Origin of the sequence: Sphaerochaeta globosa str. Buddy (genome assembly GCF_000190435.1) — a bacterium.
GTDB lineage: Bacteria > Spirochaetota > Spirochaetia > Sphaerochaetales > Sphaerochaetaceae > Sphaerochaeta > Sphaerochaeta globosa.
Genome location: NC_015152.1, coordinates 2,848,880 through 2,870,223, shown reverse-complemented (window position 1 = coordinate 2,870,223; position 21,344 = coordinate 2,848,880). Strand labels below are relative to the sequence as shown.

23 protein-coding genes are annotated in these 21,344 nt (G+C 50.1%); 10 read left to right on the top strand and 13 right to left on the bottom strand.

Features of this window, described 5'->3' with window-relative positions:
* Nucleotides 1–40: 40 nt before the first annotated feature.
* Together SPIBUDDY_RS13355 and SPIBUDDY_RS13350 are read left to right on the top strand one after the other, a co-directional pair.
* Nucleotides 41–409, top strand: a complete 369-nt coding sequence (locus tag SPIBUDDY_RS13355; RefSeq protein ID WP_013608298.1) for a DUF5655 domain-containing protein — start codon at nucleotides 41–43, stop codon at nucleotides 407–409.
* The gene (locus SPIBUDDY_RS13350; protein WP_041380810.1) at nucleotides 402–869 is read left to right on the top strand and encodes a putative immunity protein; all 468 of its coding nucleotides are present in this window, start codon (nucleotides 402–404) and stop codon (nucleotides 867–869) included. Before SPIBUDDY_RS13355 ends, SPIBUDDY_RS13350 begins: the two co-directional genes overlap by 8 nt.
* Here the strand turns inward: SPIBUDDY_RS13350 and SPIBUDDY_RS13345 are convergent, their stop codons facing one another.
* Nucleotides 870–1,595: a CPBP family intramembrane glutamic endopeptidase gene (locus SPIBUDDY_RS13345; protein WP_013608296.1), complete on the bottom strand. Its 726-nt coding sequence runs from the start codon at nucleotides 1,593–1,595 to the stop codon at nucleotides 870–872. It abuts the gene before it with no gap.
* A gap of 285 nt (nucleotides 1,596–1,880) precedes the next feature.
* Nucleotides 1,881–2,105 (bottom strand): hypothetical protein, encoded by a 225-nt coding sequence (locus SPIBUDDY_RS13340; RefSeq protein ID WP_155816124.1) that lies wholly within the window; start codon nucleotides 2,103–2,105, stop codon nucleotides 1,881–1,883.
* 112 nt (nucleotides 2,106–2,217) lie between these two features.
* Here SPIBUDDY_RS13340 and SPIBUDDY_RS16525 point away from each other — a divergent pair, with 112 nt between their 5' ends.
* Nucleotides 2,218–2,697, top strand: a complete 480-nt coding sequence (locus tag SPIBUDDY_RS16525) for an RloB domain-containing protein (protein WP_013608295.1) — start codon at nucleotides 2,218–2,220, stop codon at nucleotides 2,695–2,697.
* 86 nt (nucleotides 2,698–2,783) lie between these two features.
* Here the strand turns inward: SPIBUDDY_RS16525 and SPIBUDDY_RS13335 are convergent, their stop codons facing one another.
* Complete coding sequence (locus SPIBUDDY_RS13335; protein WP_013608294.1) at nucleotides 2,784–3,683, bottom strand: amidohydrolase family protein; 900 nt, start codon at nucleotides 3,681–3,683, stop codon at nucleotides 2,784–2,786.
* A 171-nt stretch (nucleotides 3,684–3,854) separates the two neighbouring features.
* On the opposite strand from SPIBUDDY_RS13335, the gene SPIBUDDY_RS13330 reads away from it, so the two are divergent.
* The 3 genes from SPIBUDDY_RS13330 to SPIBUDDY_RS13320 are packed head-to-tail and all read left to right on the top strand — an operon-like array spanning nucleotide 3,855 to nucleotide 6,913.
* Entirely contained in the window at nucleotides 3,855–5,126 is a 1,272-nt protein-coding gene (locus SPIBUDDY_RS13330; RefSeq protein ID WP_013608293.1) for an ABC transporter substrate-binding protein, read from the top strand.
* A 3-nt stretch (nucleotides 5,127–5,129) separates the two neighbouring features.
* Nucleotides 5,130–6,071: a carbohydrate ABC transporter permease gene (locus SPIBUDDY_RS13325; RefSeq protein ID WP_013608292.1), complete on the top strand. Its 942-nt coding sequence runs from the start codon at nucleotides 5,130–5,132 to the stop codon at nucleotides 6,069–6,071.
* Nucleotides 6,068–6,913 carry a carbohydrate ABC transporter permease gene (locus tag SPIBUDDY_RS13320; protein ID WP_013608291.1) on the top strand — a complete coding sequence of 282 codons (846 nt, stop codon included), beginning with the start codon at nucleotides 6,068–6,070 and terminating at the stop codon, nucleotides 6,911–6,913. The genes SPIBUDDY_RS13325 and SPIBUDDY_RS13320 overlap by 4 nt, the downstream gene beginning before the upstream one ends.
* Here the strand turns inward: SPIBUDDY_RS13320 and SPIBUDDY_RS13315 are convergent, their stop codons facing one another.
* Complete coding sequence (locus SPIBUDDY_RS13315; RefSeq protein ID WP_013608290.1) at nucleotides 6,914–8,593, bottom strand: sensor histidine kinase; 1,680 nt, start codon at nucleotides 8,591–8,593, stop codon at nucleotides 6,914–6,916. It abuts the gene before it with no gap.
* The gene (locus SPIBUDDY_RS13310; RefSeq protein ID WP_013608289.1) at nucleotides 8,590–9,327 is read right to left on the bottom strand and encodes a response regulator transcription factor; all 738 of its coding nucleotides are present in this window, start codon (nucleotides 9,325–9,327) and stop codon (nucleotides 8,590–8,592) included. Before SPIBUDDY_RS13310 ends, SPIBUDDY_RS13315 begins: the two co-directional genes overlap by 4 nt.
* Nucleotides 9,328–9,437: 110 nt before the next feature.
* Here SPIBUDDY_RS13310 and SPIBUDDY_RS13305 point away from each other — a divergent pair, with 110 nt between their 5' ends.
* Together SPIBUDDY_RS13305 and SPIBUDDY_RS13300 are read left to right on the top strand one after the other, a co-directional pair.
* Nucleotides 9,438–10,781, top strand: coding sequence for a family 4 glycosyl hydrolase (locus SPIBUDDY_RS13305; RefSeq protein ID WP_013608288.1), 1,344 nt, complete (start codon nucleotides 9,438–9,440; stop codon nucleotides 10,779–10,781).
* Nucleotides 10,782–10,789: 8 nt separating this feature from the next.
* Nucleotides 10,790–11,323 carry a D-lyxose/D-mannose family sugar isomerase gene (locus SPIBUDDY_RS13300; protein WP_013608287.1) on the top strand — a complete coding sequence of 178 codons (534 nt, stop codon included), beginning with the start codon at nucleotides 10,790–10,792 and terminating at the stop codon, nucleotides 11,321–11,323.
* On the opposite strand, the gene SPIBUDDY_RS13295 is transcribed toward SPIBUDDY_RS13300, so the two are convergent.
* The 3 genes from SPIBUDDY_RS13295 to SPIBUDDY_RS15870 form a co-directional block, all read right to left on the bottom strand.
* A complete protein-coding gene (locus SPIBUDDY_RS13295; RefSeq protein WP_013608286.1) occupies nucleotides 11,320–11,661 on the bottom strand; it encodes a helix-turn-helix domain-containing protein in 342 nt (113 codons plus the stop codon). The genes SPIBUDDY_RS13300 and SPIBUDDY_RS13295 overlap by 4 nt on opposite strands.
* A 375-nt stretch (nucleotides 11,662–12,036) precedes the next feature.
* Nucleotides 12,037–13,107: an alpha/beta hydrolase gene (locus SPIBUDDY_RS13290; protein ID WP_013608285.1), complete on the bottom strand. Its 1,071-nt coding sequence runs from the start codon at nucleotides 13,105–13,107 to the stop codon at nucleotides 12,037–12,039.
* Nucleotides 13,108–13,214: 107 nt separating this feature from the next.
* The gene (locus SPIBUDDY_RS15870) at nucleotides 13,215–14,141 is read right to left on the bottom strand and encodes a helix-turn-helix domain-containing protein (protein ID WP_172634207.1); all 927 of its coding nucleotides are present in this window, start codon (nucleotides 14,139–14,141) and stop codon (nucleotides 13,215–13,217) included.
* A gap of 126 nt (nucleotides 14,142–14,267) precedes the next feature.
* On the opposite strand from SPIBUDDY_RS15870, the gene SPIBUDDY_RS13280 reads away from it, so the two are divergent.
* The gene (locus tag SPIBUDDY_RS13280) at nucleotides 14,268–14,762 is read left to right on the top strand and encodes a hypothetical protein (RefSeq protein ID WP_013608283.1); all 495 of its coding nucleotides are present in this window, start codon (nucleotides 14,268–14,270) and stop codon (nucleotides 14,760–14,762) included.
* Here SPIBUDDY_RS13280 and SPIBUDDY_RS13275 read toward each other — a convergent pair.
* Nucleotides 14,747–15,538 (bottom strand): nucleotidyl transferase AbiEii/AbiGii toxin family protein, encoded by a 792-nt coding sequence (locus SPIBUDDY_RS13275; protein WP_013608282.1) that lies wholly within the window; start codon nucleotides 15,536–15,538, stop codon nucleotides 14,747–14,749. The two genes, SPIBUDDY_RS13280 and SPIBUDDY_RS13275, sit on opposite strands and share 16 nt — an antisense overlap.
* On the bottom strand, nucleotides 15,535–16,167 hold the full coding sequence (locus SPIBUDDY_RS13270; protein ID WP_013608281.1) for a type IV toxin-antitoxin system AbiEi family antitoxin domain-containing protein: 633 nt from the start codon (nucleotides 16,165–16,167) through the stop codon (nucleotides 15,535–15,537). The genes SPIBUDDY_RS13275 and SPIBUDDY_RS13270 overlap by 4 nt, the downstream gene beginning before the upstream one ends.
* Before the next feature lie 99 nt (nucleotides 16,168–16,266).
* On the opposite strand from SPIBUDDY_RS13270, the gene SPIBUDDY_RS16235 reads away from it, so the two are divergent.
* On the top strand, nucleotides 16,267–16,437 hold the full coding sequence (locus tag SPIBUDDY_RS16235) for a hypothetical protein (protein ID WP_155816123.1): 171 nt from the start codon (nucleotides 16,267–16,269) through the stop codon (nucleotides 16,435–16,437).
* Here the strand turns inward: SPIBUDDY_RS16235 and SPIBUDDY_RS13265 are convergent.
* The 3 genes from SPIBUDDY_RS13265 to SPIBUDDY_RS13255 all read right to left on the bottom strand — a co-directional run bounded on the left by SPIBUDDY_RS13265 (nucleotide 16,421) and on the right by SPIBUDDY_RS13255 (nucleotide 21,343).
* A complete protein-coding gene (locus SPIBUDDY_RS13265; RefSeq protein WP_013608280.1) occupies nucleotides 16,421–17,350 on the bottom strand; it encodes an alpha/beta hydrolase family protein in 930 nt (309 codons plus the stop codon). The two genes, SPIBUDDY_RS16235 and SPIBUDDY_RS13265, sit on opposite strands and share 17 nt — an antisense overlap.
* A gap of 68 nt (nucleotides 17,351–17,418) precedes the next feature.
* Nucleotides 17,419–18,990, bottom strand: coding sequence for an extracellular solute-binding protein (locus SPIBUDDY_RS13260; protein ID WP_013608279.1), 1,572 nt, complete (start codon nucleotides 18,988–18,990; stop codon nucleotides 17,419–17,421).
* Nucleotides 18,991–19,114: 124 nt separating this feature from the next.
* A complete protein-coding gene (locus SPIBUDDY_RS13255; protein ID WP_172634206.1) occupies nucleotides 19,115–21,343 on the bottom strand; it encodes a helix-turn-helix domain-containing protein in 2,229 nt (742 codons plus the stop codon).
* Nucleotide 21,344 lies beyond the last annotated feature (1 nt).

Sequence of the window (21,344 nt, the reverse complement as noted above, 5' to 3'; positions counted from 1 at the left end):
ATCTGTTTAAATTTGGTCAGGGGTATAGTACTATCTAGGTATGACCCTTGAGCACTTCTTCCAGGACTTTCCCCAATCCTTCTCTCTCTTCACTGCTGTAGAAGAGGCTCTCAAAGCCCTTGGTCCCTCTACCATGAAAGTAACCAAGAGCCAGATCGCCTATCACTATGGCAAGCCGTTTGCCTATGTGTGGGTACCCGCACGCTACCAGCGAGGTATAACTGCACCCTTGGTGATCAGCATCCCGCTCTCCTATCGGGACGGGACCGTACGGTGGAAGGAAGTCTATCAGGTACGCAATCATGTAATCATGCATCATAAGGAACTATGGTCCTCAGAGGACCTGGCTCAGACGCTTCTAGAGTTGCTGCAGACAACCTATCAAGCATTGAGGAAAGGCCGTGCGTAATCCACGGTTTATCGCCCGACATCGAGGCGGCTTGTTGGAAATGGACCATCATCGGCAATTGATGAGCTGGGCGCTTGCAATGACAGAACACCTCATTCCCTACCTGTCAACATCCGTCGATTCCCTGTTACTGGAAGCACTGGAAATTGGAAAGCAATGGGGTGAAGGCTCTGTCGGCACCGGGGAAGCAATGGGGATGAGCAGATCAGTGCACAAACATGCCCAGAGCGTTGCAGACCCGGCCTACAAGCTCTTTTGCCGTGCTGTCGGGCAGGCAGTGGCAACCGCCCATATGGCCGACCACAGCATGGGGCCGGTCTATTACGGAAGAAAGCTGGTAACGCTCCTTGGTATGGATGCAGATAAGGAACTGGCTTGGCAGCTTGCAACACTGCATGAGCTCTGCCCAAGCCTTGCTGATGGGGTAGTAGAGGCTCTTTCTGAAAAAGGGATTATCTGATCAGGCCGAAATTGCTGTAATGAAGATAATCACCGAGAATATGTTGCACAGGCAGTGGCAGACCATCGATACGTAGATGTTCTTCAGCTTGAAGGCTGCATACGCCGCAGGCAAAAAGACGGCAATCCTGAAAATATTCCCAAAGGGCGCCCAGAAGTGGTAGAGCGAAAAAAGGATGGTGATGATCAGCGGTGCAGCCTTGCCGAATCTGCTTACTCGTGAGGTGAGATATCCCCTGAAAAACAGTTCTTCGGTGATGGGACCCACAAATCCATTAAAGAGGAAGTAGTACGCGAACGTAATGAGTACGGTAGTGCGTGGATACTGACCCAGGGCATTCCAATCAAAATACGCAGGGATGTTCTGCTGCATCGGGACAAACAACCTAGCTTCCCAAGGAGCAACCGTAATGGACATGAGCCCTGCAAAGGCAAAGAGTAATGACCCATACAGTAGGATTTTCCACCATTGCAGCTTCATTTGGTCAAAAAAGGCACTTCGTAAGGAGATTTTCCCGTACTCCTTTTTACTTGCATACAGAATAATTCCAAGTTCAAGGGGAAAGAGAATTGCTGTGGCACACAGGTAAAAGAGTAGGAGGGATGGGATGGTGGTTTGCATCATACCCAACACCACATAGGTGCCGGTAACAAGGGTCGTGGGCACGAATATCAGAAGCACCAGCTTTGTACTGCTGATTTCGTGTGTTTTGATTGTTGAATCCATCACCATTCCTCCCCGTAGCACCCGTTCAATTGTGAACCCTCTTTGTCACAATGAAAAGCCATGGATGTTGCATTCATGACGATCGGTTAGGAATTGTGAGTATCGTAACAAGTACTTGACATGTGTATAAATAGTATTCAAATCAATTTTTGAAAAACGATTTGGATAGCATGGATAATCCGGTTACTTTCACCATCTAAATCCGGAGAAATCTAACCAGTATAATTCGGTAATAATTCACCAGTGATGGAGGTGACGGCCTGAACCGTCACCGGTTTAAAAACCCTATTTCAGCTTAACGACAGTCGCTCCTTCGGTCAGGGTTTTGATCATCGAAACCTTGTAGCTGGTATTGGTTTGCATCATCGAAGCCCAGTCATCCGGCGGGGATGGGATATCAGGATGGTTTTCTAATAGTTTGGCCGGTAGTCCATGATTTCTCTGATCAGCATCAGTTCGTTGTGGTTCAGCGGGGTGTTTCAACCTGAGCAAGGTAGGTCGAAAATCCATTTGTAAGATACCATCTGTTCTTACCTCCATAGTTACGAATTGCTCCCCCAAGTCGGAGGAGATTCCCTATGGTACAGGCAAACAAGTGGTGAAGATTATACGGATTTAACTGATGAAAATTTCCGGGATTCCACTGGTGAATATAGCGGGATTAACCAACCATCAGCTTCAAGAATTCCAACATTCATGTAGCAGATTGCCGAGTACAGTACTGCCCATCACCAGCAATCCTTGTATTGAGTTTTGGTTCCTCTTGCAGTTTCTGGACAACCCGAAAAGTCGAATATATGAGTCATGTCAAAGCGTTATCAATAATGCGTTGCACAAGTTCATCCCTGGCTATGAAAAAACAGAAACATATTTCGCCTCTTCTCAAGCCTTTGCACGTATGGAGCAAAACAATGGCTTACAGAGAGCTTTGTCCAGTGCTGAGTATCTCCTTTCAATCCTACACGCCGAAATGGATGTCGCATTGTGTTCTTTCACTGAAATATCGACACGTATTATGCACTTGGAGACATGTAAAGGATGTACCTTCAAAAACGACTGCAGAACATGTTCCAACACAGTATCTACGTTCTTCGGGAGATAGATGCACGCTGAATATGCATGCAATTTCACTGATAGAGTGAAATTGCACCCATCAGTGAAACTGTCTCAGTTCAATAGAGCTACTTGCTATCGGGAGAAGTACAGCCGCTGTGCATTGTCATGAAAGACCAAGGCCTGCTCAGCTTCACTGAAGAGAAGCCTCTGATACTCCATAAGCTGCTCATAGCTGTACTGTACCAACGTCGATGGAGCGTCAGTACCCCACATCAGGTGCTCTGACCCCACGATATCCTTTGCAAGGTTGATGAACGCCTGTGCGGTAGGGAAGGGATAGGCCTCGGGACGTACCTTGTGGTGCAGGGCGGCAAGGTCGAAGTGGATGTTCTCGGCTTTCATGGTCTGTAGAGCATCGGTAAGCTCCGCCCGATGCTGGCGCCTCGGACTAGCCAAGTGGCAGATGACAATTTCAAGATTAGGAAACTGTCGTGCGATATTTCGTATCGCGTTGGGTTGGTGTGATCCATCACCGGGGCTCCCTAAGTCGAAAACCAATACACCCTTGTTCCCTGCAATCTGTTCGTAGAAGCCCATCATCAAGCTGTTGTCCAGCGCGAAGTCGGGGTGGCTGCCCATAATGCCGCAACCGGTGGAAAGCTCGAACTTGAAGAGAGAAAAGCTCTTTTGCACATTGTCCAGAATTTTCTGTGCATTACGGCAATAGGGGTCAAACGTTGCTGCAGCTGCAAAACGTGTGGGATATTTCTCTACTACTTCCTTCAGATACTGGTTGGCGAAGCCCAAAAAGCCACCTTGCAACAGCACTGCCTTCTCTATGGCATGCGCATCCATCACCTCAAGGAATCGCTCAGCGGGAAAGGTTGTGTCACCATAGCAGGATGGAACAAGGTCTATAACCTCTCCAGTAGCCCAGATGGCTTTCCCTTTGGGCATAGCCCTCAGTTCTCCGTCGGCACCGAACCCGCAAAGCTGTTCAAATATATGGGCATGAGCATCAATATACGCCATGGCAAGACCTCCCTTTTTCCTGTACGCTACAGGTGTTTATGCTATCGGTCAATGGAGGTTTCGTTTCTTCAATGTCAAGAAATGATACTACTTTGTCAAAACTCTCTTGCTGGTAAGAGTAGAGAAACCATCTCAGACTACAGCTACTTAGTTCACAAATGGAGGCTCGTTATGAAAAAGACACTCGTACTGCTTCTCATCGCCATGTTGGCAATGGGAACCGTGTTTGCAGCAGGAACCAAAGAAGCTGCAGCACAAACCGGACCGGTTACCCTCAGGCTCAGCTGGTGGGGTGGAGATTCACGCCACACCCCGACCCTCAAAGCCATGGATGCCTATACGCAGAGCAACCCCAACGTAAAGTTGGAAGGTGAGTATGGCGGATGGGACGGCTACTATCAGAAAATCGTGACCCAGATCGCCGGTGGAACTGCTGCCGACATTATCCAGATCGACCAGCCCTGGCTTGCCGAACTCGCCTCCAAGGGAGACGTGTTTGCAACCATCGACAATTCGATGGTCGACCTCTCCCAGTTTGATGCAGACTTCCTGAAGAACTACTGCACCTACAACGGAAAGCTTCTTGGACTTCCCACCGGAACCAACGTCAACACCTTTATCGTTGATGCAGACATGCTTGCTTCAGCCGGTATCGATCCCAACACCAAATGGACGTGGGACAATATCGTCACCGAGGGCAGGAAGATCAACCAGAAGGACAAGACTGCGTATTTCAGCGGAGCAACCCCGGACCTCATGCGCTACTGGTTTGAGATTTATATCGCCCAGCTCGCAGGTGCAGTGGTAGACGGCAACAAGAAAGTTGCATTCACCCAGGCTCAGGGCACCGAGGCTTTCACCTACTTCAAGCGTTGGTTCGACGAGGGCATCGTAGCTCCTTTCAGCCAGACCTCCCTTTTCTACCAGAAGTTCCAGGAAAATCCGTCGTGGATCAATGGCAAAATGGCCACCAGCTGGACTTGGGTGAGCTCAATGGATAAGGACATCGGAGCCAGGAAGATGGTAACCCGCCAGTTCCCCGTCATGGCAGGAGCCAAGAACAGCGGAGTGCTGATGAGACCGTCCCAGATTTTCGTTGTCAACAACAACTCCAAGAACAAAGCCGAAGCGATCAAGGTACTCAACTATCTGTTTACCGACGCCCAGGCCCTTGAGCTGCTCGGTCTTGCACGCGGCATTCCTTCGACCACCGTCGGAAGAAGCGTACTTGCCCAGAAAGGCATGATCACGACCATGGCTGAGAAGGCTACCAATGAAGGCATCGCCCAGGCAGGACTGCCCCAGAGCGTATACCAGATGAACAGCGAAGTTATCCAGACCATGCAGGATGTCATCGATGAGTTCGGCTTTGGAAAGCTCACTCCCGCTGAAGCTTCCGCCAAGATGATCAAGAATCTCGAAGCTACTCTCGCAACTCTGTAAATCATGATTGTTTGCCATCCGTCCACTACGGACGGATGGCTTCTAGCAAAGGGAATTGAGATGCAAATACGCAAACGCTACAACTACACAGGATACTTGTACATCCTGCCTTGGATCATTGGGTTTCTGCTGCTCCAGCTCGTTCCCCTGATCAACTCCTTCTATTACTCCTTCACCAATTTCCAGCTTCTGGGGGATCCCAAGTTCCTTGGACTGGAGAACTATAAGAAAATCTTCACTGCCGACGCGACTTTTTTGCAGTCGCTGAAAGTGACGTCCTACTATGTCATGATCGCAGTCCCCCTGAAGATTTCCTTCGCCTTGGTTATTGCAATCATCCTTAATCAGAATATCAAGGGTATCAACCTGTTCCGTACCCTCTACTACATACCTTCCATTCTCGGCGGCAGTGTGGCCATCAGCGTACTGTGGAAGTATCTGTTCATGAACCAAGGGGTGGTGAACAACATCATTGCCGTCTTCGGCATCAAGGCCGTGGACTGGCTGGGTGATCCCCGCTTTGCACTGGGAACCGTCAGTTTGGTCACCGTCTGGCAGTTCGGCTCGTCCATGCTGCTCTTTCTGGCCGGGCTGAAGCAGATTCCGGTCAGCCTCTATGAGGCGGCACGGATCGATGGGGCGGGACGGATGCGGATTTTCTGGAAAATTACCATCCCCGAGCTCTCTCCCATCATTCTGTTCAATCTCATCATGCAGATGATCAACGCCTTCCAAGACTTCACCAGTGCGTTTGTCATTACCCAGGGAGGTCCGCTCAAGTCGACCTACCTCTACGGCCTCATGCTCTACGACCAAGGCTTCAAGTTCTTCAAGATGGGCTACTCCTCGGCCCTCTCGTGGATTCTGTTTGCCATCATCCTCTTCTTCACCAGCCTGACCTTCCGCTCCTCCGAGTCCTGGGTCCATTATGGAGATTCGCTATGATCAAGAGAAAAACCCCTGTAGCAAAATTCCTTTCGTATTTCTTCTTGATTGTCCTGGCGTATATCATGACCTATCCGCTTCTGTGGATGATCGGGGCTGCCTTCAAGAGCAACGAGGAAATATTCGGTACCATCGGACTTTTGCCGAAAAACCCGATGTTCGGTGCCTTTACCGAAGGGTGGAAAGGTTCAGGCCAGTATGGTTTCTCAACCTTCCTGTACAACACCTTTCTCATGGTAATTCCCACCGTCATTTTTACTGCCATCAGTGCAACCTTGATCGGTTACGGTTTTGCACGCTTTGAGTTTCCTTTCAAGAAGACACTGTTCACCATCATGCTCTCGACGATGATGCTGCCGGCTACCGTTATTCTTATTCCGCGGTATATCTTCTTCCGCAACCTGGGATGGCTTGACTCGTACCTGCCGTTCATCGTTCCTGCGATGCTGGGATGCTTTCCCTTCTTCAACTTCATGATGGTTCAGTTTTTCCGCGGCCTTCCCCTGGAATTGGATGAATCGGGAAAGCTTGACGGTTGCAACAGCTTCATCATCCTCAAGGACCTCTTGTTGCCGCTGTGCAAGTCGGCCATTTTCTCAGTCATCGTCTTTCAGTTTGTCTGGACATGGAATGATTTTTTGAACGTGTTGATTTACATCAGCAGTGTGGCAAAGTACCCCGTTGCCCTGGGCTTGAGGATGACGATGGACATATCCACCGAGTTCAACTGGAACCAGATTCTGGCCATGAGCCTGATCTCGATCGCTCCCCCGATCGTCCTCTTCTTTGCAGCTCAGAAGTACTTCGTTGAAGGTATTGCCACCACTGGTATGAAGGCCTGATTATTCTCTTCTCAGCGGGAGGACGATCGTAACGGTCACACCCCCTGTTTTCCCGCTGGCAACGACGATGGGGGACTTCCCTTGGGAAAAGAGCATCAAACGCTTGTTGATGTTCATCAGCCCAAGGGATTTCTTTTTCTTCAGCACATCGCTTTGGTTGTTGTTCAGCTTTGCAAGTTCATGTTCGTCCAGTCCTTTTCCATCGTCTGTGACAACGATTTTCAGCTTCTCTGCATCCTTGAAAGCATCCACGGTGATGCAAAGCACTTTTCCCTCGACAAAGCCATGGTTGAAGGCATTCTCCAAAATGGGCTGGAGCAACAGGCTGGGAACCCGTACATCGAGCAGTGTTGGATCGATGTGTTCTGTGTAGGTGAAGCGACCGGGGAACCTGATTTTCTGCAGCTCGACGTAGTAGCTGGTCTGTTCAAGCTCCTTAGCAAGTGCAACGCCGCTAAAGTCGTCAACCTGCAGCGAATACTTCAGCAGCTTGGAGAGCAGCAGAATCATGCGCGAAACATCGTTCTCACCTTCAGCTAACTTGACTGCCTTCCAGTTGATCGTATCCAGGGTGTTGAAGAGGAAGTGCGGGTTAATCTGCATCTGCAGGGCCCGGTACTCCATCGCTTCCTTCTGCCACCTGAGGTAGTCCTGCTCCAGGAATGTCTTGATCACGTGGTGGTTGAGGTAGTCGAAAATGTTTCGGTACTCCTCGGGTCCCTCTCCGGTAAGGTCGGCATCGGCAACCTGCGTCAGCTGTTTCATGACATTGGAAAGGAACTTGCGCTCCTGTCGGTTTGTGCGGTGGGTGAGGTACAAACCCAGCAACAGTGCTATGAGGGTGAGTGCGATGGTGTAGTACATCAGGGTGGCAGAGAGCCGATAGAGCATCGGTTTATACATCCCCAAGGTATATTTCCAGCCATATTTGCTGGAGGCCGCCTGGAAATACTGCATGTCCTCGTCTGCATAGTGCTGAGGTTTGACGGTATTGTAGAAGAGCAACTCTCCGTTTCTAGTATGCACCTGCAGAATTTCTCCTTCCTGGAACTGGTAGGCTTCCGACAGTGCGGCTTCCTTGATGTCCAGCACGATCACACCGATGCGGGCGTTGAGCTGACTGGTAATCGGACGCATGATGCGGATGATGGACTGCTCGGTCGGAGTGCCGGCCTTCAGGTGTACCCGCTCGGAGTAGCTCTGGTTGGAGTCGCCCAGGTTTTGGTAGGTGCCGAACCAGGAACTATCTTCCAGGTGGGAGAGTGGAATGAAGGCCAGGTCGGCGCTGAGTACCAAGTCTTGGGGATTTTCCAGGTATACATAGATGTTGTGGATGTACGGCCGGGCATTGGCCGGGGCGGACAGGAACGAGCGGATGAGCCGAATCTCCCGGTAGTTGTCCAAGTCGACGCGTCCTCCTTCCTGCAGGACACGCATCAGGCGGGCCATCATCTCGGGGTTGGTGCTGAACATCAAACTCAGGCTGTCCATCTCATCAAGTATTACATCGTAGTAGGATTGGACGGCCGCAAGCTTCTGGTTTGCCTGCAGTACTGAATTGCTGCGGATGAAGTTGCGCGACAGAAACATGGCTCCGCTGCCAAGCAGGAGCGCGACAATGACCAGAGGAAGGCTGTGGCGCATGAAAATCCTTACGATTCTATTCGGTCGTGCATTCATTGTCCCATCTCCGTCTTGAATTTCTGCGGACTTTTGCCAAAACACTTTCGGAAGGTTCTGCAGAAGTTCTGGGTGTCCTGGTAGCCCAGGGCTCGGGCGATTTCCTTATTCTTGTATCCGATTTTGCTTTCGAGCATCCGTCTTGCAGTCTCCATCTTCACTGAAAGCAGGTAGTCCTGGAAATTCTGGCCGGTTTCCTCCTTGAAGAGGCGCGAGAGGTAGCTGGACGTCACCCCAAGCTCGCCTGCGATGTTTTGCAGGGTGCAGGAGCTGAGGCGTTTCTGAACGATGACAAAGGTTTGGGAGACCAAGGGATTGCCTGCATCCTGGGCGGTATCGGAAGCAGCCGACGGTACTGTTCCATCGAGGGTGTGGCGGATTTTCTCAAACGTTGCCTGTATCTCCTCAAAGGCCGCAGGTTTGACCAAGTACTCCTGGACCCCGTAGCTGATGGCCTTTTTGGCATACTCGAAGTCGTTGTATGCACTCATAATGCAAAAGAGCGGACAGGTGGGGAGCGCTTTGAGCTGCTCGATCAGTTCGAGCCCGCTCATGAAGGGCATTCGGATGTCGGTAAGTAGTACATCGACGCGCTCCTTCTTGCAGTAGGCGAGGGCGCTGCGGCCGTCGCCGAAGGAGCCGACTACCTCGAATCCAATCGATTCCCAAGGGAAATAGCTGCTGAGCCCTTCCAAGAGCTCCTTTTCATCGTCTACAATTACCAAGGTGTACATGAGCCTACTCTACTAAGAAATGTCAAAAAAAGATACTCAATGTCAAGGTAAACAACCTGTTCTTCTTTCCATGGAGAGGGGAAACTACACCTACTGATAGGAGGGATGAGATGAAAGAGACCCGTATCTGCATTATTGGAGGCGGTGGCCGTCTGTGGGCCATCCAGTTCATGAAAGATCTTGCGTACAATACCATGACCCATGGGACCTTGGTTCTGTACGATATCGATAAAGAGGCTGCCCGCAACAATATTGCCGTAGCGAACCAGGTGTTTGCCGTCAACAAGAGTGAAGGCCGGTTCAATGTCATCGCCATCGACGACCTTGGTCAGGCCTTAAGCGGCTGTGATATGGTGATCATCTCCATCGAGCCGGGGAAGACCGAATGCCGGTACGGCGATTTGGTGTTGCCCGAAGAGTACGGCATTCTGCAGTCCGTCGGTGATACCACAGGCCCTGGCGGCATTATGCGTGCACGACGTGCGCTCCCCATGTTCTTCGACCTTGCCAGGAAAATTGAGCAGTTCTGCCCCGATGCCTGGGTTATCAACTATACCAATCCCATGACGCTGTGCACTGCAGCGCTGTACAAGGCATTCCCGAACATTAAGGCCTTGGGCTGCTGTCACGAGGTTTTTCATACCCAGAATTTCCTGGCAAAGAAAGTCAGTGCGTGGTTCAATGTCCCCACGCCCGACCGCCGGGAGATCAAGATCGACCTGACAGGGGTGAACCATTTCACCTTCGTGACCAAAGCGTTCTGGCAGGGTCACGACCTGATGGCAAAACTCATTGAAGAAATTGCCGATCCTGCAACGTTCACCGATGAGACAGCCATTGCCAAAGAACGGCTTGCCAATGAGAAGTGGTTTGACTGCGACCAGAAAATTGCTCTGGCTTTCCTGCGTGACTTCGGTTCCCTCGGAGCTGCCGGGGACCGCCATCTTGCTGAATTCGTTCCCTACTTCCTCACCAGTGATGAGAACCTGCACACCTATGGTGTCATTCGTACTCCCTATGCTTGGAGAATGCGTCAGGCTAAGGAGAAGCGGGAGAGGACATTCAAGGACGAGGATCTGAAGGCTGCACTCTCCGACGAGGAGGGTGTGGACATCATGCGCTCGTTGATGGGCGACAAGAGCATGGTCACCAACATAAATCGACCCAACGAGGGGCAGATCAGCTACCTGCCCAAGGGCCGGATTGTGGAGAGCAATGGTTTGATCAGCGAGGATTCGATCAGACCCATCGTCGCCAACGATCCCCCGCTTGCCATCCAGAACCTGGTCAAGCAGGTCAGCGATGTCCAAGAGATGACACTAGAGGCTATCTACAACAACGATGACGAGCTTCTGTTCACAGCTTTCCTGTCCGACCCGTTGATGAACTTGAGTCTGGACAAGGCACGTGAGCTCTTTGAGAAGATGCTCGAAGCTTCGAAGTTGCAGTATTAGGAGTAAGCATGATCAGCAAGAGCGAGTATGAGAAGGCGGTAGAGCGAACCATTTCTTTCTTTGAAAAGGCACAGATTGTGCTTACTAAGGAAGAGAAAGCCTCAATCGAGGTTGCCGACTTTGGTTTGAACGACCTTTCTCATACCGGTCTTGAGTTGATCACCTACCTGAATACCGAACGTGTCTGTGCCAAGGAACTTGTATTGTTCCCGGGCCAGACCTGCCCTGAGCACCGTCACCCCGCCTTCGGCTCCTACATCGGCAAGGAGGAGACCTTCCGCTGCCGATGGGGGAGGGTATTTCTCTATGTGGATGGAGAGACAACAAATCCCATCAAGGCCAAGCCTGTTGATGGGGTTTATACGGTCTTTCATGAGATAGAGCTCCTTGGGGGAGAGCAATACACCCTCAAACCCGATACCAAGCACTGGTTCCAGGCGGGAGATGAGGGAGCGGTAGTCTCAGAGTTCTCCACTCCCAGCTTTGATGAAGAGGATATTTTTACCGATCCCAGGATTACAAGAAAACCTCAGATACTCTAGAAAGAAAGCTGTCGTGCATCCAACCCGAAAGCTATAGCAACTCGATTCCTTGTTGCTTGTCTCGGACGCTTCGCTTTTTCCATCTGACAGTAGGCAGCTTGAGAGACATTGAGCCTATGCGCCACTTCCTCCTGGGTCAATCCCAGATATGTCCGCCATGCTGCAATAACAGAGAGTTCATCCAACAGATGGAGTTTAACCACAGCATTGGGTATGGAAATTTGTTCATCTTGTTTTGATTGGACTATCAACTTCTGAAAGTCTTCCACAGGCACGAGGAAATAGTGTGTTTTACCATCCGATCCAACCACTCTGCTATACTGAGTATGTGCGCTCATCACGTTTTCTTACCTCTTCAATGCTGATGATTACGATTCCATCCTCCAGTGAGTCAACATGGGCAGAAATTCTCATTTGATCTGATTTTGGAATCTTCTTCATTTGTTTGATGGCTTTCAATTTTCATTCAATTTTCATTTATAATATAAGTAAAATATAAGTAAAAAACAAGAATTTATCCTACTATTTACTTAAAAAACAGGCATAGAATAGTGTTTGATAAACGTCTACTCGGTGTTCCTTTTTCATTCAAGCCTACCATACTTGCCTCCTCCCTGCAATGAAAGGAGGGAGGAGTGAACTGCTTCAGTCAAGGGGCATACAAATATTTGTAAGCTATTTCAAAATAGCTTACAAAATCTTGTAAACCTACCTTAGTTCTTCAGCGGCAGAACTTCACTGACCATGAAGTCGATGAACATGGATGCTTGTGTATACACACCGTTATGCCCTGATCGCTCAAGCCAAAGGTAGTGCTTGCTTGGTGCTTTTGCCTTGGAATACCATCGCTCGGTAATTGATGCTACACAGCTGTAGTCGTATGTAGCATTGACTACCACCAAAGGGCAGTCGAACTGAGTTGCTTCGTTCTCCAGACTACGGTGCCTCAGCTGTGGATAGACCTCTTTCACTCCCTGAATTAAGCCCTTTATTAGATTGATTCGATCAAAGAATGAATGCTCCGGGGCCAGGAATAGAATCTCTGAACGGAAACCCGAGTCTGAAAGGGCTTTGGGGCTGTAGGAATAGAGACGCGAAAGCACTGCATAGTAAGCATCCCCATCGCCAATTACATTGCCTTTCTTGTCCAGCTTCTCATAGGGAGGCAGGCCGATAGCCTCAAGCTTCGCTACTGTTTTGGTGTCGCCCCGTTTCTTGGCTCCATCCAGAATCATGTGGTACCCGATGGTGTCGTTCTCGGTGGAGTTCACATGCGGGGAGGCTGCGATAAAGGCATGGTAGAGATCGGGTCGCTGTTGGGTTGCCAAGGCTCCGATGAACCCACCCCAGGAGTGACCAAGTAGGAAGATTTTTTTCTGTCCATGTTCCTTTACCAGGTACTCGGAGAGGGCGATGACATCCAGGACGTAGTCCTCAACACTTTGTCCTTTCTTTGCTGCCTTGAAGCTTGCAGCAACACCTCGTTGGTCCCAGCAGACAATGGTGAAATCCTGATGCAGCGGCCCCAGATACTTTCTCACCCAGGCAAGCTCCGAGCCGCCGGGGCCTCCGTCGAGCCACAGAAGAATTGGGTTGTTCTTGTCAGTTCCTGCTGTGTAGATGGTCTGCTTGGTACCGTTGATCGAGACTCTCTGCTTGCTATGAAGCTCAAGGGCGAGTGTGTTTCCCTCTTCATCCTGTACTTTCGCTGTGTGGGTGCAGGAAGTTGCCAGAAGAAGTAGGCAAAAAATGAGAACGCTTGCTGTGATGAATTTGTGATGCATGATTGTTGACTCCTTACTAGGCCAAGTGTAGGGAGCCAGTGAGGGAAAACCTATCGGAAGAAACGTTGAGTACTGTAAAACTCATCTACGTACTGTATCGTAGAGCCCTATTGATGCAGCACATTCAGCAGTTCGATACGGCTTTGCACACCGACTTTCTGGAATAGATTGTAGATATGGGTGCGTACCGTTGCCTCGGAAATACCGAGACGAAAAGCGATTTCCTTGTTCGTAAGTCCCTGTGCTATGAGTGATGCCATTTCCTGCTCACGGGCGGTGAGCAGAAAGCGCTTCGCTGTTTCTAAAGAGAGCTCACCAAAGGCGGCTCCGCTTTTAGGTTGCTTGGCAAGGACCTGTACAGCGGCCAAGAGAATTGTGATGTTGATGCCCAAGTACAGCAGATACTCCAAACTCAGCGGTTGGTAGGCATACAGGGAAAATACTTCCAGAACATACTCTATCGCCCCCATGGGAACAAAGAGTAGGCAGCATAGCCCGATTCCCTTAAAGAGAATCTGAAGGGAGGGGTGGTCATTGCTTGTGCGGCTTTTTATGAGCAGAAGACCTAGGGCTCCCATTGCCAGGGCAATTATCAAATAGGTGGCAACCTGCCACAGTGACGATTGCACCAACCCAGGCGACCCGAGTAGAGCAGAGAGCAGATGCACGATTTGGATGGCAATGGTTGTCAAACAAAGGGCGAGAGCTGTTTTATAGAGACTTTTATTAGCAGTGCGAAATGAGTGAAGTGACAGCAGAAAGACCAACGACCCGTAGAGGGCAATACTGAGAATCGTAGCAATGATGCCGAAGGTGAAGTCTATTGAAGACGAAGTTCCGACGAGCTCTACCACCTGCATGGTATAGTAGTAAATGGCAACCAGTGCAAGGTTGGCGATGAACAGGCTCTGCACCAAGAGCATTCGTTTGACAAACGGATGAGAGAGACGCACAGCAAGCACACCCAAGCCTGCAAGGGAGGCAAAGCCGGTGGAGAAGATCAAAATGTAGACCAGTAGGATGAAGTGCTTCATAGGGAAAAAGCGTACCATCGCACTCCCTGATAGGCAATACTTGGTCGTAGGAAAGCGTAACTACGAAGAGTTTCTGAGTGTAATTTTTTTGTAATAAATCTAAGTTTGGGGCATTGGAGATACGTTATGAAACAATTACAACATTTACTTTTGCTTAGTATCGTTTGCCTCGTCTTGAGTTCCTGCTCGTTCATGGGCAATATCTGCCTCGGTTCTTATTCACCGTCAATTGTCGATGACCAGCAGAGGATGCTGCAAGCCGGTGACTCATTCTTTTACCGTAATCGGAATTTGAGTCTCACAAATCGCAATGCTAGCCTTTCCTTTCGAGGCTTTCATGGCATCGAGACGCTCTACCGCCTCGATTGCGACCAGAGTGGGTACGTGACTATTACCATCAGCAGCTCTGTCGATACCACACACTTCAAGCTGGTTCTCGTCGATACCGTCCGGCAGGAAGTTGTCACCCTTATCCAAGGTTCAGGCTATGCCAACCGGACGGTGAACTTGAAAGCCGGAAGGTACTACATTAAGTCGGTCGGTTACGATGTCGAGGGTTCGGTGAGTATAAACCTTTCGGTACCATTAGCGGTGAATGTGAGTGCTCAGGCTTCACGGTAGGACTGTATGAATTCTGGGAAATAGAGAATGCTACTGCTCTTTTGTTTGTCGAAGAGCAGATGTTCACAATCATGCTGCTTCAGAGATAGGTCGACTTGTTTGAGACGTTCCAGAATTGCCTGCTTGAGCTCGGCTTCGCTTGTAATCCCTTGCTTTACTGAAAGAAAGTCATAGTTGGGCTTTGTTTGTGTTAGCAGAAACTGAGCATCATAGATATCTCTTCCCTTTGTTCTTGAAAGCAGAGCTGAAATTTTCATGGCACACAATATGTCATCCGGAGGAACAGGGACAGGGAAATGGAAACCACAGCTCTGGATAAAGGCACGCTTAACAGGATAGGTGTATCCTTGGTCCTGCATCTCAAGCTTTATAAGGAATTTTGCATTTTTATAACCGCTGAGGTTCAAGGAAAAGAGAAGCTGGGGGAAATACAAGCTTCTTCGATAGGCATGCAGTCCCTCATGTTCCTGCGGTTTTGGCTCAACGTTGTACCCTTGGTCCAAAAGATGCTTGATTACCAAGTCTGTCATCTCCTGAAACTCTTCAGAACTGAGGTTCTTGCAATCAAAATCGAGATCCTCACTGAAACGGTCGATTCGCTTGATCAAACGGAGGTTTGTTCCACCGATGAATGTGAGGTGCTCCATATATTGCGTATGGCCTAGATATTCCAATATTTGGCACTGCAGGTATTCTTTTACCATATAAGCAGCCAAGTCTGTTCTTCGTTGTACCGTGACGGGAAAGTAGTGTTGCAATGCTTGTAGATCGATCATATAGAATACGCCTCCTTCAAGGTTTGTACACGCTTTTCGAGGGCTCTTACTCCATACTGCACTGTATAGGCATCGAGTTTTACTATATCGACGTCATCCAGGTCCAGACGCAAGTCAAGCATGTCCAGTTTGCTCGTGTACTGTGGATACAGGTAGAGCAAGTCCAAGATTGCTTTTTCCCGTTCAGCGATGAGCATTCCCCAAGTTGGATGGAAGGCACTTTGTTCGATTGTGTAGCCAAACATCGCTTCCCTTTTCACGGTATGGTAGCTGAACTGTCCCAGCTCATTCTCAAAGAAGGTTGTTTTTCTGCTGCCGACACTCGTAATTTGAACTACCGCTTCAGGTATCATTCCATAGAAAGCGAGTGCCGAGTGGATGCTGATGTATGATGGTGTATAGAGCTTGTTTGCAATGTAGAATGGGGCATCACCATCCTGCTTTACATCGGGAAATGCATACATTCCTTGCCTAAGCTGTATTAGCTTGCCTTCCTTAACCCACCGGGAAATGGAGTTCCTGCCCACTTGGTATACTCCACCAAAGCGTATTTGATTCAGGGAGAAGCAACCCATTTCAGAGAAGATAGATCGGAATGTGAGATATGAAGCACGTTCATTTGTTTCCATGATGCACTAATTATAGTGCATTCTAGAAATATAACAAGGAGCTGAGCAAGATAGAGAGAATGATTTATTGTTGTCTTGGTACTATGGTATCATGCACCTATGAATAGCAACCAAGCAGACACGAACCATGAAATTGATTTTTCTGATTTGGCATATGAAAGCCTTGTATTCGCAGAACAAGAAGCTGAGAGTGATCAGAGACGATTTAGCTCAGAGGATATCCTACAGGCAATAGCAACAGAACTTGGTAGTACTATAAAAACCTTCTGAAAAAGTTTGCCGCTCTTGATTGTTTCTCCTCTGTGAAGACATGTCCATCCTCAGTCACTTCTGTTATGCACTGATTGGACGCTTCCTGAAGGGTATAGATGCTTTGAGCCTTTCTGCAGATGTCCAAAGAGGCGTCCACAGGGAAAATCCTGTCCTCAGCTCCGAAGGTGAGATACAGCGGTTTGGGACAGATTTCATCAAGCAGGTCCGGGGTATCCCCGTAGTTCAGGATGCTGGGCAGGTACATGGTGAAGGTGTGGTTCAGGTGTCGTTCCTGAAGAAGTGTAAGAGAGGAGAAGCCGCATGCCGAGGTGATTGCCTTGATCCGCTTTTCATACCAGCCGAACCAGTAGGCGATAAGGCCTCCCATTGAGTGGCCACAGATGCCGATGCGCTCCTTGTCCACAAATGGTACATTAGCGAGTACATCCACCGCACATTCCAGGTCGAACAGGCACTTGCCAAGTAGCGTACGGCCTTGAAGGTAGTACTGAATGAAGAGCCAGCGCTCATTGTCTCGGCCGTTCATGTACTGTCCGTCAGAGAGCTTCTCTCTTCTTCGGCCAAATCCTATCTGCTCGGGGCAGAGGACGACAAAGCCTGCCTTGCAGAGTGTGAGAGCGAAGGTGTTGGCCGGATTTTCGCACAAGCCTGCCGGCTCGAGCATCCCGGCATCGTATCGCCCTCCGTGCTGATGGTGGGCGATGATGGTGGGATGCTTCTCACTCGTTTCAATATCCACACCATCGGGGATCAAGAGCAATGCCTGCACCGTCTCACCGTCACATGCTTGGTAGGAGATCTCGGTATATCGATACCCATCCTCCTGCGTCAATGTCGCAAGACTGTAGGTGGTTTTTTCCTGTCTGGCAGGTTTTTCTCCCAAGAGACGCAACAGCAACGCTCGATCCATATGCTTCATCCTTTTTCAAAGCGAGGGAGCCTGTATGTTCCCGTCAGGCTCCCTCAGATTTGGTATTTCTACAACAGGAGTCCATTCTCCTGGGCGTAGGCACGTGCTTCGTCCTCCCAGGCTTTGCCGCCCAGACGGTCGAAATCTGCTACAAAGGCCTTCCAGTTGGCCTGGTTCAGCACTCTGCGGCCGGTGATGAACTCCGCAACACCCTGTTCATAGAAGCGCTTGAGATCGTCATTTGGCAGCGGCAGGGTATCGGCACCGGTATCCTCGGTCCAAGAGCGGGTCTGGTAGTCCCGCAGAATATCCAAGGCACTCTGGCTTCTCCCATTGGCAGTTTTGTACGTGGGGAAGGTGGCCTTCAATTCGGCATCAGTATAGCGGTAGATGAGATTTGCAAGCTGGATGACTGGTCTTCCCTTGGGCTGCGTGTAAGCAAGCTCAGCATTGGGAATGCCGGCAGCGGTCGGGATACCATCCTTGTCAAAGGTGTAGTTCACACCTTCAACACCCCAGCCTAGCAAGTAGTAACCTTCGTCGCTGCTCATCCATTCAAACAGGCGGGCGATGGCTTCTTTCTTGCCTTCCTTGGCAGCCTTCGCACTGATGGCAGTGATGCGGTAGGTGACAGAGTATACACCGACGGAAGACTTGCCTTCAGGACCCATAGGAGGATCGATGACCATCCACTGGCCGTCGGGGAAATTCATGTCAAACGGCTTGTAGTTCGCTTCCATGGCCAGCGCTCCGTTCTGTTCTCGCATGATGCCGAAGCGGCCCTGTTTCCAAGCGGCTCTGAAGTCGTCCTTGCGGTAGGAGAGCCAGTTTGGATCGATCAAGCGCTCATCAACCATCTGCTTGACGAATGCGAGGGCATCGTAGTATGCGGGCTTTCGGATGTTCAGGCCGAAGTTGTCCTTGCTCATGTTCCAAGTGCCGGCTACGCCGAATGCTCCGAAGAAGGGGTCGAGCCTACGTCCGAGTCCTTCCTCACGCGGATTGATTTCCAAAAAAGCCCCATAGCCGTAGGTGTCGTTCTTGCCGTTTCCATCAGGGTCGTTGAAAGTAAACGCACGCATGACGTTCAAGAATTCTTCTGTTGTCTTTGGTGCTGCGAGGCCAAGTCTGTCCAGCCAGTCCTTGCGAATGACCACGCCTTCATTCTTGATGATGGCTCCCGGGGAGGCAAGGCCGTAGGATTTGCCGTTGTAGGTGGTGTAGGCGCGGCTGCCGGGAGTGTACATCTCTTCAGTCCGTTTGGGCATGAGGGGATACATGTCGTCGACATCTGCAATGACACCCTGCTTGACCAGCCTCAGCCACGGGGTGCGTCGAATCATGAATACATCGGGAAGGTTGTTTGCCGCTCCTGCTGCCTGGACCTTAACGTCTTGGTCGCCTTCACTGGAAGGAAGGGCAGTGAGGCTAAGCTCGATGCCAAGCTTTTCGCGTACGATGTCATACACGACCCAGTCTGCAGGCGGTGGACCGGCTTCGGTCATCAATGCTCCATACCACATGGTGATTGGAATTAATTCTTGCTTTTGCGCTTGTTCCTTGGTTCCTTGGGCAGGCAAAGAGAGTGCCATCATCAGGCACAGAGCCAGACCGACGAGAATGCGTAGGTGTTTGTTCATAGAATCCTCCCTTTTGCGGATAGGGCAGAGCCCTTCCCGTGTGTAGGTTCAGTATAGAAGGAGAAAAAAGTGCAATTCCTAAATATTATTGCATTATACCGGTAAACCCTGTGACTCATTGTTCTTAATTTCTCCCGCTACGGAAGGCGGAAGGGGCTTTGCCCGTCAGATTGCGATACATCCTGCAAAAATAGGGGCTTGAAGAGAAACCCGACATTTTTGCAACCAGCTCGACCGGTAGTGTGGTGGTTCCCAATAGGTTTGAGGCATGCCAGATACGATACCTGTTCAAGTACTCCCAGACAGTCAGCCCGTACTCGGCCTTGAAAAGAACGGTCAGGTAATCTTCGCTGAGACCCAGCTCCTGGGCAAGTTCCCAACGGGCGAACGGGGTGTCAAAGCGCCTATGCAGGGCGAAAAAGATTTGTTTTGCCATGGCGCTGGCAGTGTCTTTCAGAGGTTGGGTCTCAGATACAAGACCTTCAAGGCGGTCGAGAAACCCCTTACTTCCCGCCAAGGCTGGGTCGCAAAGTAGTACCTGGGAAAGATTATGGTACGTTTCACCCTCTTGATTCGACCATCGTCTTTTGTGGATGACAATCGGTACTGTTTTGGTGTTGGTCAAGGACCGAAGGTCCATGATCTCAACTGCCGACAGTGAATCGGTGAGAATAGCCAGCGGTTTTGCTTCCAAAACAGCTGCGACCAGTTGTTCGAAATTGGTGAATGTTTGCTTTGTCCTGTTCGAGAGTTCCTGAGGTGGAGCTCCATACAGATAGATGTCTGCAGTTTGGACCTTGTCGGTGCTGGGTTGCTGTGAAGAGGCGTGCGGCTTGTTGAGTCGTTGGATGTGGTAGGCAGCATCACCGATATAGACACACAACGTTTCAAGCAGTGAGGCCTCCCACTGTGAGGGCTGAAGATGCAGGTATCCAAGCAGCTTTTGGTCTCTGATGATCGGCTTAAGGCTGTGGATGCCCGGCTCCTGTGCAAATGACATCGTTTCACCTTTTGTAGCAAGGAAGCTGGACCCTTGGAGGCGAAACCCGCTTTGATACTTAATCAGCAGAGTTTGCAGCTGATTATAAGAATGGATTTCACCTAGGGCTACCTTGAAGGAAGAGAGCATCTCTTCGCGTTTGGAGATTCTCGCAAGCGTGTGCACATACTGCTGTTCCTGGGCTCGGGATATAAGGGGAAAGAGCAGTTCGCTGACAAGTGGCCGAAGGTTTTGATTGCTGAGTTCTGCACAGCGGAGCAGACCTGCGTGTAGTAATTCAATGTCCTCGGATGAACCGATGATGTCCTGCACACACTGCAAGAACAGGCGTTCGAGTCGAGCTTTGTTTTCTTTGGTCTGCTCTTGTTCGTAGAAAGAAAGTAGGTTCCATACTTCAATCAGGCGTTCTTTTTCCTCTTTTGCGAGGTGAAAGAGACCAGCCATACGGTTCTGGACTGCCTCCAGGCTACGCGAGGTCTGTCCGAAGGTGTCCTGTACCGTACAACCGCATGAGCGGCGGATAATAGTCTTGGCGGGATAGCTGAGATCGCTGACCGATTGACCTTTCCATACTCTGTCCAGAAGGGTATATACAGCACAGCTCATCTCCCGGTAGGGAAGTCGTACGGTAGTGCAAGGAGGATTGAAGCTTCTACTCTCCTTGCTGTCGTTGAAGCCGATGACCTTCACATCCTCGCCGATGTTGATGCCTTGTTTTCCAAGCAGACTGTACACTCCAGTGAGCAACAGGTCGCTGGCACAGATGATAGCCTCATAATCACTGCCTGGGGCAAGGCCTCTTCTATAGAGGGCTTCCAACCCTAGTTGCCCGCAGCTCCAGTCCACCGGAGGGCTGATTAGGTCGGATTGGAAGGGTATGCCGGCATAAGAGAGTGCATCTAGGTATGCTTGGTACCGCTCTTGTGCGTAGGCATCCTCTTGCGGCCCACGGATGAAGGCAAGCCGTTTGGCCTTGTGCTCGTAAATGCAATGTAGTACCACGGCCTTCATGCCAGAGTAGGAGTCAAAGAGCAGACAGGGGTGGTCGGGATGCTTGCCTCCGATGCTGATCACTGCAAGCTCTTCCTCTTTCGCCTTGGCATAGACCGGGGCGAAGGCTTCAACGGTTCCCCAGACTATTAAGGCATCGAAATTCGCAGGAGTAAGTAGTTGGAGTACCTGCTCATATGCACTGTTCTCCTTCACATAACCAACCATGACAAGGCTTGCCGAGGCTCCAAGTGCTCTACAGAGGTGGCTGATCATCTCAACCGAAGCCCCTCCGAAGGGGTTGCGGGCGAGAAAAGCGATGCGCTTGATTGGTATAGGTGTTGATTGAGCCTTTGCACGCATA

What these genes read in the sequence shown, in the direction of transcription:
- SPIBUDDY_RS13345 (WP_013608296.1), bottom strand. Translation starts at nt 1,595, where the DNA reads ATGGATTCAACAATCAAAACACACGAAATCAGCAGTACAAAGCTGGTG.
- SPIBUDDY_RS13330 (WP_013608293.1), top strand. Translation starts at nt 3,855, where the DNA reads ATGAAAAAGACACTCGTACTGCTTCTCATCGCCATGTTGGCAATGGGA.
- SPIBUDDY_RS16235 (WP_155816123.1), top strand. Translation starts at nt 16,267, where the DNA reads ATGAATAGCAACCAAGCAGACACGAACCATGAAATTGATTTTTCTGAT.
- SPIBUDDY_RS15870 (WP_172634207.1), bottom strand. Translation starts at nt 14,141, where the DNA reads ATGAAGCACTTCATCCTACTGGTCTACATTTTGATCTTCTCCACCGGC.
- SPIBUDDY_RS13280 (WP_013608283.1), top strand. Translation starts at nt 14,268, where the DNA reads ATGAAACAATTACAACATTTACTTTTGCTTAGTATCGTTTGCCTCGTC.
- SPIBUDDY_RS16525 (WP_013608295.1), top strand. Translation starts at nt 2,218, where the DNA reads ATGAAAATTTCCGGGATTCCACTGGTGAATATAGCGGGATTAACCAAC.
- SPIBUDDY_RS13320 (WP_013608291.1), top strand. Translation starts at nt 6,068, where the DNA reads ATGATCAAGAGAAAAACCCCTGTAGCAAAATTCCTTTCGTATTTCTTC.
- SPIBUDDY_RS13355 (WP_013608298.1), top strand. Translation starts at nt 41, where the DNA reads ATGACCCTTGAGCACTTCTTCCAGGACTTTCCCCAATCCTTCTCTCTC.
- SPIBUDDY_RS13295 (WP_013608286.1), bottom strand. Translation starts at nt 11,661, where the DNA reads ATGAGCGCACATACTCAGTATAGCAGAGTGGTTGGATCGGATGGTAAA.
- SPIBUDDY_RS13315 (WP_013608290.1), bottom strand. Translation starts at nt 8,593, where the DNA reads ATGAATGCACGACCGAATAGAATCGTAAGGATTTTCATGCGCCACAGC.
- SPIBUDDY_RS13275 (WP_013608282.1), bottom strand. Translation starts at nt 15,538, where the DNA reads ATGATCGATCTACAAGCATTGCAACACTACTTTCCCGTCACGGTACAA.
- SPIBUDDY_RS13270 (WP_013608281.1), bottom strand. Translation starts at nt 16,167, where the DNA reads ATGGAAACAAATGAACGTGCTTCATATCTCACATTCCGATCTATCTTC.
- SPIBUDDY_RS13255 (WP_172634206.1), bottom strand. Translation starts at nt 21,343, where the DNA reads ATGCGTGCAAAGGCTCAATCAACACCTATACCAATCAAGCGCATCGCT.
- SPIBUDDY_RS13325 (WP_013608292.1), top strand. Translation starts at nt 5,130, where the DNA reads ATGATTGTTTGCCATCCGTCCACTACGGACGGATGGCTTCTAGCAAAG.
- SPIBUDDY_RS13310 (WP_013608289.1), bottom strand. Translation starts at nt 9,327, where the DNA reads ATGTACACCTTGGTAATTGTAGACGATGAAAAGGAGCTCTTGGAAGGG.
- SPIBUDDY_RS13305 (WP_013608288.1), top strand. Translation starts at nt 9,438, where the DNA reads ATGAAAGAGACCCGTATCTGCATTATTGGAGGCGGTGGCCGTCTGTGG.
- SPIBUDDY_RS13265 (WP_013608280.1), bottom strand. Translation starts at nt 17,350, where the DNA reads ATGGATCGAGCGTTGCTGTTGCGTCTCTTGGGAGAAAAACCTGCCAGA.
- SPIBUDDY_RS13260 (WP_013608279.1), bottom strand. Translation starts at nt 18,990, where the DNA reads ATGAACAAACACCTACGCATTCTCGTCGGTCTGGCTCTGTGCCTGATG.
- SPIBUDDY_RS13300 (WP_013608287.1), top strand. Translation starts at nt 10,790, where the DNA reads ATGATCAGCAAGAGCGAGTATGAGAAGGCGGTAGAGCGAACCATTTCT.
- SPIBUDDY_RS13335 (WP_013608294.1), bottom strand. Translation starts at nt 3,683, where the DNA reads ATGGCGTATATTGATGCTCATGCCCATATATTTGAACAGCTTTGCGGG.
- SPIBUDDY_RS13340 (WP_155816124.1), bottom strand. Translation starts at nt 2,105, where the DNA reads ATGGATTTTCGACCTACCTTGCTCAGGTTGAAACACCCCGCTGAACCA.
- SPIBUDDY_RS13290 (WP_013608285.1), bottom strand. Translation starts at nt 13,107, where the DNA reads ATGCATCACAAATTCATCACAGCAAGCGTTCTCATTTTTTGCCTACTT.